At 52.9% G+C, this 10,651-nt stretch carries 9 protein-coding genes; 6 read left to right on the forward strand and 3 right to left on the reverse strand.

The window, feature by feature from the left end; translation table 11 throughout:
* Positions 1-16: 16 nt before the first annotated feature.
* A complete protein-coding gene (locus tag WB237_RS05890) occupies positions 17-820 on the reverse strand; it encodes a YdcF family protein (protein ID WP_336211372.1) in 804 nt (267 codons plus the stop codon).
* A 57-nt stretch (positions 821-877) separates the two neighbouring features.
* Complete coding sequence (hrpA, locus tag WB237_RS05895; RefSeq protein WP_336211376.1) at positions 878-4,780, reverse strand: ATP-dependent RNA helicase HrpA; 3,903 nt, start codon at positions 4,778-4,780, stop codon at positions 878-880.
* A 205-nt stretch (positions 4,781-4,985) separates the two neighbouring features.
* Here hrpA and azoR point away from each other — a divergent pair, with 205 nt between their 5' ends.
* Positions 4,986-5,591, forward strand: coding sequence for an FMN-dependent NADH-azoreductase (gene azoR, locus WB237_RS05900; RefSeq protein WP_114977304.1), 606 nt, complete (start codon positions 4,986-4,988; stop codon positions 5,589-5,591).
* 89 nt (positions 5,592-5,680) lie between these two features.
* Positions 5,681-6,367 (forward strand): RluA family pseudouridine synthase, encoded by a 687-nt coding sequence (locus WB237_RS05905; RefSeq protein WP_336211380.1) that lies wholly within the window; start codon positions 5,681-5,683, stop codon positions 6,365-6,367.
* A gap of 7 nt (positions 6,368-6,374) precedes the next feature.
* Here WB237_RS05905 and WB237_RS05910 read toward each other — a convergent pair whose 3' ends face one another.
* Positions 6,375-6,914: a DUF2058 domain-containing protein gene (locus tag WB237_RS05910; RefSeq protein ID WP_336211382.1), complete on the reverse strand. Its 540-nt coding sequence runs from the start codon at positions 6,912-6,914 to the stop codon at positions 6,375-6,377.
* A 267-nt stretch (positions 6,915-7,181) separates the two neighbouring features.
* Between WB237_RS05910 and WB237_RS05915 the strand changes: the two genes are divergently transcribed.
* From WB237_RS05915 to WB237_RS05930, 4 genes are all read left to right on the forward strand, one after another.
* Positions 7,182-7,703 carry a DUF2778 domain-containing protein gene (locus tag WB237_RS05915; RefSeq protein WP_336211385.1) on the forward strand — a complete coding sequence of 174 codons (522 nt, stop codon included), beginning with the start codon at positions 7,182-7,184 and terminating at the stop codon, positions 7,701-7,703.
* 253 nt (positions 7,704-7,956) lie between these two features.
* On the forward strand, positions 7,957-8,448 hold the full coding sequence (locus WB237_RS05920; protein ID WP_336211388.1) for an Hcp family type VI secretion system effector: 492 nt from the start codon (positions 7,957-7,959) through the stop codon (positions 8,446-8,448).
* 179 nt (positions 8,449-8,627) lie between these two features.
* Entirely contained in the window at positions 8,628-9,602 is a 975-nt protein-coding gene (locus WB237_RS05925; protein WP_336211390.1) for a DUF1852 domain-containing protein, read from the forward strand.
* 23 nt (positions 9,603-9,625) lie between these two features.
* Positions 9,626-10,651: a methionine synthase gene (locus tag WB237_RS05930; RefSeq protein ID WP_129324790.1), complete on the forward strand. Its 1,026-nt coding sequence runs from the start codon at positions 9,626-9,628 to the stop codon at positions 10,649-10,651.

Raw genomic sequence — 10,651 nt, forward strand, 5'->3', positions numbered from 1 at the left:
GAAAACCGCAGGATGCTCAGAGAAGCGAGCGCCGGGATAAGGCGGTTTTCAGGATCGGATCCTGCTGTAGCAATGCCCATGCTTCAGCCACGGCATCAGGAAACTCAACGTGCGCGATAAAATCACGTCCGGCAGGACCATAGCCGTTAACGTCATCATACAGTCGCGGCAGTTCCCCCAGAACCAGTGACAGGTAGCGGTCAACGGGCCACAGCCCGGTGTTGCCCTCGCTAAATTCCACCCCATCTTTGCCGTTCTGCAGTGTCGGTGTAACACCCGGGTGGCTTATCCACTGAGGTGCAACGGGTTCATCCCGGCATACGCGGGCAAACGTCGCCATGGTACGTCGCTGCATCGTCGGATCCTGCACCACCAGCACCCGCCCGGTAGCTCGCTGATGTTGTTTCAGTATGTTCCAGCTAAAACGCGCGTTTTCACCACAGTTGGTGGATTGATCTTCGATCCACAAACGTCCCTCAGGGATCTGCCAGAACTCGCGCGCAATGTCGGCCAGAATACTGGCTTCCGCCCGTCCTGTGACCGGTATCGTGTGATAACGAGGGTGACTGCCAATGGCCGCATATAGAAACGCGGTCGAATGACCGATACCGCCGCTAATCAGCAACGGGATCTCGTTTTGCGCGGCGATACGGCAGGCCGCATCAATAGTCGGAATGACCGCGTTTCCTGCCAGAACCACCCCATCTGCATCCGGGTTCGGGCGGGAATCGCTCAGATCATCCTGCGCCAGCCATTTGCCGAGAGTATTAATCGCCGCCAGCGTGGCGTCCGGCAGAATGGGAAAATGGGTCTGATCCATGATGAACTCTCCTCTGAGTCTCTTCAGGGTAACGGCTACGCCTTACCGGACACGGTTTTAACCGGAAATCTGCTCCATTGTCTGCAAAATACGTTTATCCGAAATCGGATACGGCGTACCGAGCTGCTGGGCAAAGAAGCTGACACGGAGCTCTTCGATCATCCAGCGGACTGCCTGAACGTCTTCATCGTCGCGGCGTGTCGGTGGCAGTTTATTCAGCCACTGCTGCCACGCCTGCTGCACGCTCTCCACTTTCAACATCTGAGCGCGATCGCGATGTGGGTCGATAGCCATTTTCTCGAGCCGTTTTTCAATCGCCTGCAGGTAACGCAACGTATCGCCGAGTCGCTTAAAGCCGTTTCCGGTGACAAACCCGCGGTACACCAGCCCGGCCATCTGTGCTTTTACATCTGACAGCCCCAGCGCCATGGTCATATCCACGCGCCCTTTCAGACGTTTGTTGATATTGAAAACGGTGGTGAGGATTTGCTCGACCTGTTTGGCAATATCTACCACCGTGTCGTTCAGCTCCGCGCGCACCTTGTCATGAAGCTGAGCAAAACCTGCTTCCGTCCAGACCGGACCACCCGCCTCGTGGATCAGTTTGTCCACGCCGCAGGAGATGCAGTCATCGATCAGATCCAGCACTTTACCGTATGGGTTAAAGTACAGCCCCAGTTTGGCTTTGTTCGGTAACTTCTCGTGCAGATACTTAATCGGCGACGGGATATTCAACAGCAGCAAGCGGCGCAGGCCGCGCCACATCATCTGTTGCTGTTCCTGCGGGTTATCAAACAGCTTGATCGCCACACTGTCGCGCTCATCGACCAGCGCAGGCCAGGCTTTCACCTTATAGTTACCGCGCTTCTGCTCGTAGCTTTCCGGAAGCTGACCAAAACTCCAGATGTGCAATCCGCTCTGCTCGATACCGTCATCCGCAACCGCAGAGAGCGTCTCCTGGACTTTGCCTTTCAACGCCTCTTTCAGTTCGGTCAGGGAACGTCCTTCCTGCAGCTTTTTGTTTTTATCGTCCACCACGCGGAAACTGATTTTCAGATGATCGGGCACCTGATCCCAGTTCCAGTCATCACGGTCGATGGTCGTGCCAGTCATGCGTCTGAACTCTCGCTCCAGAGCATCCAGCAGCGGCAGTTCCAGCGGTGTGACGCGGGCTAAAAACGCTTCGGCATAGTTCGGTGCTGGCACAAAGGTGCGGCGCACCGGTTTAGGCAGCGATTTGATTAATGCAATGACCAGTTCGCGACGCAGGCCAGGAATTTGCCACTCGAACCCGCTCTCTTCCACCTGGTTTAACAGTGGTAGCGGAATGTGTACGGTCACCCCATCCGCGTCTGCGCCGGGTTCAAACTGATAGGTCAAACGCAGCTTGAGGTTGCCCTGATGCCAGAAGTTCGGGTAATCAAGTTTGCTGACTGACTCCGCCCCTTCCTTAATCAACATGCTCTTCTCAAAGTTGAGCAGGTCTGGCGTCTCTTTACTGGCCTTCTTCCACCAGCTGTCGAAGTGACGGGCAGAGATCACATCATGGCTGATGCGCTGATCGTAAAACTCAAACAGCGCCTCGTCGTCCACCAAAATGTCGCGGCGACGGGATTTGTGTTCCAGCTCTTCCACCTCAGCGCGCAGCTTGAGGTTTTCGCGGAAGAAGGCGTGGCGCGTCTGCCAGTCACCCTCCACCAGCGCATGGCGGATAAACAGCTCGCGGCACAGCGCCGGATCAATCTGGCTGTAGTTAACCTTACGCGCGGCAACAACTGGCAGACCGTAGACGGTCACCTTCTCAGTTGCCATTACCGCGCCCTGCGCACGCTCCCAGTGTGGCTCACTGTACGAGCGTTTCAGCAGATGTTGCGCCACCGGCTCAACCCATTCCGGATCGATACGCGCCGCAATGCGCCCCCACAGACGGCTGGTTTCCACCAGCTCGGCCACCATGGTCCATTTCGGCGGTTTTTTGAATAAGCCGGAACCGGGGAAGATGGAGAAACGGGCGTTACGCGCGCCGGTATACTCCTGCTTCTCGGCGTCTTTCATCCCGATATGGGACAACAAACCGGTCAGCAGTGCGATATGCACTTCCCGGTATTCTGCCGGTTCACTGTTGACCGGAATGCCCAGCTCTTTCACCACCTGGCGGAGCTGGGTGTAGATATCCTGCCACTCGCGTACGCGCAGGTAGTTGAGGAAATCCACGCGACACTGGCGGCGGAACTGGTTCGAGGAGAGCGCTTTCTGCTGCTCACCGAGGTAGTTCCACAGGTTCACGAAGGCGAGGAAATCGGACTCTTTGTCGTGGAAGCGGCGGTGTTTTTCATCAGACGCCTGCTGTTTGTCCATCGGACGTTCACGCGGATCCTGAATGGAGAGCGCCGAGGTGATGATCATCGCTTCACGTACGCAGCCGTGTTTTTGTGCTTCCAGCACCATACGCGCCAGACGCGGGTCAACCGGCAACTGGCTGAGCTGACGGCCCAGCGGCGTCAGCTTATAAGCCGTTGCCTGCTCATCGGTGGTAATAGCGCCGAGCTCTTCCAGCAGACGTACACCGTCCTGAATGTTGCGTTTGTCCGGCGCTTCCACGAACGGAAACGCCGCGATGTCACCCAGCCCCAGGGCGGTCATCTGCAGGATAACGGACGCCAGGTTGGTACGCAGAATTTCCGGATCAGTAAATTCCGGACGCGACAGGAAATCGTCCTCAGAGTAAAGACGAATACAGATCCCTTCTGACACACGACCACAGCGGCCCTTACGCTGATTTGCCGAGGCCTGGGAAACCGGCTCAATCGGCAGGCGCTGAACTTTAGTACGGTAGCTATAGCGACTGATACGCGCCGTGCCCGGGTCGATAACGTATTTGATCCCTGGTACGGTCAGCGAGGTTTCCGCCACGTTGGTCGCCAGCACGATACGTCGCCCGCTGTGCGCCTGGAACACGCGGTTCTGTTCACTGTTTGACAGACGGGCGTAAAGCGGCAGGATCTCCGTGTGGCGCAGGTCGCGCTTGCTGAGCGCATCGGCGGTGTCGCGAATTTCGCGCTCGCCGCTCATAAAGATCAGGATATCACCCGCACTTTCGTTACCCAGCTCGTCAACGGCATCAAAAATGGCCTGCAGCTGGTCACGCTCGGTATCATCCGCCTCTTCCACAATCGGACGATAACGCACTTCTACCGGATAGGTCCGTCCTGATACCTCGATAATCGGCGCATTGTTGAAATGCTTCGAGAAGCGTTCCGGGTCGATAGTTGCGGAAGTGATGATGATTTTCAGATCCGGGCGACGCGGCAGCAGCTCTTTCAGGTAGCCGAGCAGGAAGTCGATGTTCAGGCTGCGTTCGTGCGCTTCGTCAATAATGATGGTGTCGTACTGCATCAGCAGGCGATCCTGCTGGATTTCCGCCAGCAGAATACCGTCGGTCATCAGTTTGACCATGGTGTTATCGCTGACGTGGTCGCTGAATCGCACCTTGTAACCGATGCAGCCGCCCGGCTCCGTTTGCAGCTCTTCGGCAATACGGTTCGCGACGGTACGGGCCGCCAGACGACGCGGCTGGGTGTGGCCAATCAGCCCTTTTACTCCGCGCCCCAGCTCCATACAGATTTTCGGCAACTGGGTGGTTTTCCCCGAACCGGTTTCGCCGGCGACAATCACCACCTGGTGGTCACGGATGGCTTCGAGGATGTCCTGTTTTTTCTGACTGACGGGCAGGTTATCCGGGTAATTGATCGCCGGACGCGCAGCTTCACGCAGCACAACTTTCCCTGCCGCCTGTTCAATCTCTTTTGCCATCTCCTGGTAAATGGCCTGTTGTGCATCAGGATTTTTAACCTTCTTCACGCCGTGCAGACGGCGGGCAAAGCGCTGTTTATCACGCAGAGTCAGCGAATCAAGCTGTTGCATGAGCATCGCGAAGGTGAGTTTTTGTTGTTCTGTCATAGCGTTAACGGGCAGTGCACTGCCAGGTAAAATCTCTTTTTAATGATTGCTATAGAGTACCACATTGGTGCTTTCAGCGCCTTATTCAAAAAATTCGAACATAGACTTCGATATATTGCGCTATCTCTATGGCAGGATTGTGAATAGAGTGTCAACAAGCAACGGGGCAACCCCCTTCAATCAAATGCAATAACAGGAATCACCCATGAGCAAAGTATTAGTTTTGAAATCCAGTATTCTGGCAGGGTACTCTCAGTCTGGTCAGCTGTCTGATTACTTCGTTGAACAGTGGCGTGAACAGCATTCTGCTGACGAAATCACCGTGCGTGACCTGGCTGCAAACCCAATTCCTGTGCTGGATGGAGAACTTGTTGGCGCGCTGCGTCCAGGCGATGCACCACTGAGCCCACGTCAGCAGGAAGCTCTGGCGCTGTCCGACGAACTGATTGCTGAGCTGCAGGCGCACGACGTTATCGTCATTAACGCCCCAATGTACAACTTCAACATCCCGACTCAGCTGAAGAACTATTTCGACCTGGTGGCGCGTGCTGGCGTAACCTTCCGTTACACCGAGAACGGTCCTGAAGGTCTGGTAAAAGGTAAACGTGCGATCGTACTGACCAGCCGTGGCGGTATCCACAAAGACACCCCAACCGACCTGGTTGCACCATACCTGACCGTTTTCCTGGGCTTCATCGGTATCACTGATGTGAACTTCGTGTTCGCTGAAGGTATTGCCTACGGTCCTGAAATGGCGACCAAAGCGCAGACCGATGCGAAATCTGCTATCGACAGTTTCGTAGCCGCTTAAGATATTCCCCTCTCACCGCCCGGTGGGAGGGTTTTTCTTTTATCCGCATTTCGTTATCATCCGCCCCCACTCTCCAGCCGGGCGGCCTGATGTCTGCGATTATTGATTCTTTTATTGCCCCACCGTGTCACGACGACATCGAGATCCTTTGGCAGGATGAACATCTGCTGCTGATCAATAAGCCTTCCGGTTTGCTCAGCCTCTCGGGTAAAAATCCGCAAAACCTCGATTCTGTCCATTATCGTCTGGTCCAGACGTTCCCTGGCTGCGCGCTGGTACACCGCCTGGATTTTGGTACCTCAGGGTTGATGGTGGTTGCGCGCAATAAAGCTATCAATGCCGCACTGTGCGAACAGTTCAGCCAGCGTAGCGTGGAGAAAGTCTACAGCGCCCTGCTTTGCGGACATGTTGAAAATGACGAAGGTGTAATTGATGCGCCGATTGCCAAAGATCCGGCGCTATTCCCATTGATGTCGATCTGCGCGAAAAACGGTAAACCCGCCCGCTCCCACTATCGGGTGGTGGAACGGTTTTATCAGGAGACGGGACTGCCGTTAACACGGGTGAAACTCACCCCGGAGACCGGGCGAACCCACCAGCTGCGCATTCACTGCCAGCAGCTGGGGCACCCGATTCTGGGCTGCGATCTGTATGGTGGTCTCGAAGCGCCGGGAGCGGAAAGAACATCCCGGCTGATGCTGCATGCAAGCGTTCTGAATTTTATTCATCCCGTGAGCGGAGAGCCGGTTAACGCCCGTCACGCCGCACCGTTCTGAATCTGATTTACCACATCAAATCGTCAGGGATTTTGAAGTCCGCGTATGGATCGTCTTCATCCTGCTCTTCCTGACTCAGAGAGCTGTTTAAGACGATACTGTCGGCATCGCGCTGGGCAATTTTATCGGCCACCACTGCCGGGATTATCGCGTATTCGCAGTCACCATTAGCATTAATCACCAGACGCGCAATCGCCAGACGACCGTTGATCAGCTGAGTCTGGGTCTGCTTATCAACCTCGATTTTTTTGATCAGATTACCGTCGGTGAAGTTAAAGGTGATGTTGCCCCTTGCAACGGTGATGCGGTTCATCTCAATCAGCTGCTTCACCTGCGCCTTAAACTCTTTCGCCAGAACGGCCTGCTTCTGCTGCTCACTCAGCAGTTTATCGCGCTCGATCTGTGCTTTCTTGTTCTCTTCTACTGCTTCACGCGCTTCACGTGCCTGAACACGTGATTTCTTTGCCGTGCGCTGCACTTTCGCCGCTTTCTTGCTGCTGACCAGGCCTGCTTTCAGCATCTGCTCTTGTAAGGTGAGTTTTGTCATGATCGTTTCTAAACCGATTGGAAATTTTGGGGATTATAGCGGGAATTGCGGAGCGTGTGCCAGAGAAGTAGGCATGTCGTTTTGTTAACTGAGTCTGGCTCATTATTCATTCAACATTAACTAGCGTTAACGCCTAAAGAGTGATTAAAAATTGTCAGGTCATTTTCTTAAAAAAATCAGCAGCGCAGAAATATGATGTGAGTTGAATATCTGTACCCACATCAGGCGTAGGCTGCTTTTCTCTTATTAAAATACTAAGGAGAAAATATGGCCTTAAAAGGAACAATGCTGCTTAACGGTGCTGACTATGCGCCTTTTAACCTGCACGGCGTTGGTGTGTTTATGGCGCATTCCGGGCAGGGAATTTACAGAAACAATGGATTATGTGGTGCAGTCAAAGGATCGGGTCCAATTCCCCCAGGTAAATACTGGATTGTTGACAGAGGGACTGGAGGTTTCTTTTCAGGATTAAAAGCGAAGGTTCAGGATCGGTGGAACAAGGTGAGATCTGGCGCAGAATTTGGCCGCGATGAGTGGTTTGCTTTATACAAGGATGACTGGGGAATCGATGATGGTACCTGGATTGATAACGTCTACCGGGGTTTGTTTCGGCTGCATCCAGGTACGGTATCTGAGGGATGTATCACGATTGCCCATAATTTTGATTACGCATTGATCCGGAATGCTCTCATGAGTACAGAGCTTATTGAAGTTCCCTGTATGCGTTCGCTGATGGCACGCGGCTGGGTTGAGGTGAGTGAAAGTGGCTATACCAGCACTTGCCCATAAATGGGGCATCAGGCTATTGAAAACGGCCTGGTTTATATGCATCAGCATTATAGTTGGCCGCACATTGGGGCCCGCTGAACGCTATTTAGACCACGACGTCGCCTCATCTATATGTGATTTTATTTATGGCGATGTGAATGCTGAAACAATATATGACACATATACCAATATCGATATTTTAATTGTGCTGACCCTCACCACAGTTATTTATCGCTTAACAACTCTGCTATTCAATAAAATAAGGAAGTAACGAATGCCAATTCCTCCCTACATGTGGCTAAAAGACGACGGTGGAGCACATATTAAAGGTTCCGTTGATGTTCAGGACTGTGAAGGCAGCATTGAGATCATAGGGCTGAGCCAAGGCATCAACCTCCCGGCAGACAGCGCTAACGGCAAGATCACCGGCACGCGTCAACACTCATCCATGCGGATTGAAAAGGAAGTTGATAGCTCCACCCCCTATCTCTACAAAGCAGCATCTACCGGTCAGGCGCTTAAAAGCGCTGAAATCAAGTTCTATCATATTAATGATGCCGGACAGGAAGTCTGTTATTACTCCGTACTAATGGAGAACGTAAAGGTTACTGGTGTTAACTGCAGCGTGCCAAACGTGAAGATCGCTGCCAACGATAAAATGAACCACGTTGAAAGCGTAAGCCTGCAGTACGAAAAAATCACCTGGCGCATCGTCGACGGGAACATCATGCACAGCGACGCCTGGAACGAACGGCCTACAGCCTAACGCTAAGGGGCGCGATGCCCCTTCCTCTTTCACTTCACTCTCCAGCCTGTGTGCAATCCTGTTAATGAACTTCCCTCATGTTGCATTGAAATTAAGTCACTTCCCCTGCGTCGCGGGCTCAGGCATAAATTATGCATCAGTAACTTCTTGGCAACATGAACTTAGGATGCATAACCACAATGAGCAAAGCTTTCACATATACCCTTAAGCGCAGTTGCTTCGATGAGAATTACAACCCGTCTGAAAATACGCGTACGACCACCAACTTTGCCAACCTGGCGCGCGGGGAAAAGCGTCAGGAAAACCTGCGCAATACGCTGGTGATGATCAACAACCGTTTTAACGCCCTGGCGCGCTGGGATAACCCAAATGCCGATCGCTATGCGGTCGAACTTGAAATCATTTCAGTTGAGATGAACATCGGTGCTGAGAAAGCATTCCCGGCCATTGAGATACTGCAAACCACCATTGTCGACAAAAAAAATAACCAGCGTATCCCTGGCATTGTCGGGAATAACTTCTCGTCGTATGTGCGGGATTATGATTTCAGCGTGCTGCTGCTTGAGCACAACAAGGACCAGCAACACTTCAGCATTCCGGAAAAATTTGGCGAACTGCATGGCAATATCTTCCGCCATTTTATGAGCTCATCGGAGTACAGAGAGAACTTCAATAAGGCACCTGTAATTTGCCTGAGCGTCTCCAGCAAAGACACCTACCGCCGTACGGGAAACGAGCACCCTGTGCTCGGCATCGAGTATCAGCCGGATGGCGAGTCTTTAACAGAGCAGTACTTCGCGAAGATGGGCCTGAACGTACGCTATTTCATGCCTGAAAACAGCGTCGCACCTTTTGCGTTCTTTTTTACCGGCGATTTGCTGAGTGATTACACTGATCTGGAACTGATCGGCACCATCAGCACGATGGAAACGTTCCAGAAAATCTATCGCCCGGAAATTTATAACGCTAACTCGGCGGCAGGACTTTGCTATCGACCGGATCTGAACCAGCAGGATCACTCATTAACAAAAATTGTTTATGACCGCGAAGAGCGAAGCCGTCTGGCGATTGAACAGGGTCGATTTACTGAAACGTACTTCATTAAGCCTTATCAACACATTCTTGAGCAGTGGTCTGATAACTACACGCTTTAATACATCAAAAAAGGTCTTTTACTATGAAAACATTGCTCCCGACTTCTACGGCTGGCAGCCTGCCTAAGCCGACCTGGCTTGCTCAACCTGAAACGCTGTGGTCACCCTGGAAATTACAGGATCAGGAATTACTCACGGGGAAACAGGACGCACTTCGTTTATCTCTTGATGAGCAGATCCGTGCGGGTATTGATATCGTCAGCGACGGTGAACAAACCCGCCAGCACTTTGTCACCACCTTTATTGAACACCTGAGCGGCGTTGATTTTGAAAACCGCCAGACCGTACGCATTCGTAACCGCTATGACGCCAGCGTGCCGACCGTGGTCTCTGCCGTTGCGCGCCAGAAACCGGTATTCGTGGATGACGCGAAGTACCTACGCCAGCTCACGGACAAGCCAATCAAATGGGCCCTGCCCGGGCCGATGACCATGATCGACACCCTTTACGACGCGCACTATAAAAGCCGTGAAAAGCTGGCCTGGGAGTTCGCCAAAATCCTGAATCAGGAAGCAAGAGAATTAGAAGCAGCGGGCGTCGATATTATTCAGTTTGATGAGCCAGCGTTTAACGTCTTCTTTGATGAGGTCAACGACTGGGGCATCGCCGCGCTGGAACGCGCCGTTGAAGGCCTGAAATGTGAAACGGCGGTACATATCTGCTACGGGTACGGTATTAAAGCCAACACTGACTGGAAAAAGACGCTCGGCTCGGAGTGGCGCCAGTACGAAGAGGCCTTCCCTAAACTGCAGACCTCTACCATCGACATTATCTCCCTGGAGTGCCACAACTCCCGCGTACCGATGGATCTGCTGGAGCTGATCCGCGGTAAAAAAGTGATGGTTGGCGCGATTGATGTCGCCACTAACAGCGTCGAAACGCCAGAAGAAGTGGCCGATACGCTGCGTAAAGCCCTGCAGTTTGTTGATGCCGATAAGCTTTACCCGTCAACCAACTGCGGTATGGCTCCTCTTTCCCGTCAGGTTGCCAACGGTAAACTGAAGGCCCTGAGCGCCGGGGCGGAGATTATTCGCAAAGAGCTCGCATAA

The sequence above is a fragment of the Enterobacter sp. P82 genome, assembly GCF_037053385.1.
Taxonomy (GTDB): domain Bacteria; phylum Pseudomonadota; class Gammaproteobacteria; order Enterobacterales; family Enterobacteriaceae; genus Enterobacter.

Coding starts and splice junctions, on each gene's coding strand:
- WB237_RS05915 (WP_336211385.1), top strand. CDS start 7,182: ATGGCCTTAAAAGGAACAATGCTGCTTAACGGTGCTGACTATGCGCCT.
- WB237_RS05890 (WP_336211372.1), bottom strand. CDS start 820: ATGGATCAGACCCATTTTCCCATTCTGCCGGACGCCACGCTGGCGGCG.
- WB237_RS05905 (WP_336211380.1), top strand. CDS start 5,681: ATGTCTGCGATTATTGATTCTTTTATTGCCCCACCGTGTCACGACGAC.
- WB237_RS05910 (WP_336211382.1), bottom strand. CDS start 6,914: ATGACAAAACTCACCTTACAAGAGCAGATGCTGAAAGCAGGCCTGGTC.
- WB237_RS05925 (WP_336211390.1), top strand. CDS start 8,628: ATGAGCAAAGCTTTCACATATACCCTTAAGCGCAGTTGCTTCGATGAG.
- WB237_RS05930 (WP_129324790.1), top strand. CDS start 9,626: ATGAAAACATTGCTCCCGACTTCTACGGCTGGCAGCCTGCCTAAGCCG.
- hrpA (WP_336211376.1), bottom strand. CDS start 4,780: ATGACAGAACAACAAAAACTCACCTTCGCGATGCTCATGCAACAGCTT.
- WB237_RS05920 (WP_336211388.1), top strand. CDS start 7,957: ATGCCAATTCCTCCCTACATGTGGCTAAAAGACGACGGTGGAGCACAT.
- azoR (WP_114977304.1), top strand. CDS start 4,986: ATGAGCAAAGTATTAGTTTTGAAATCCAGTATTCTGGCAGGGTACTCT.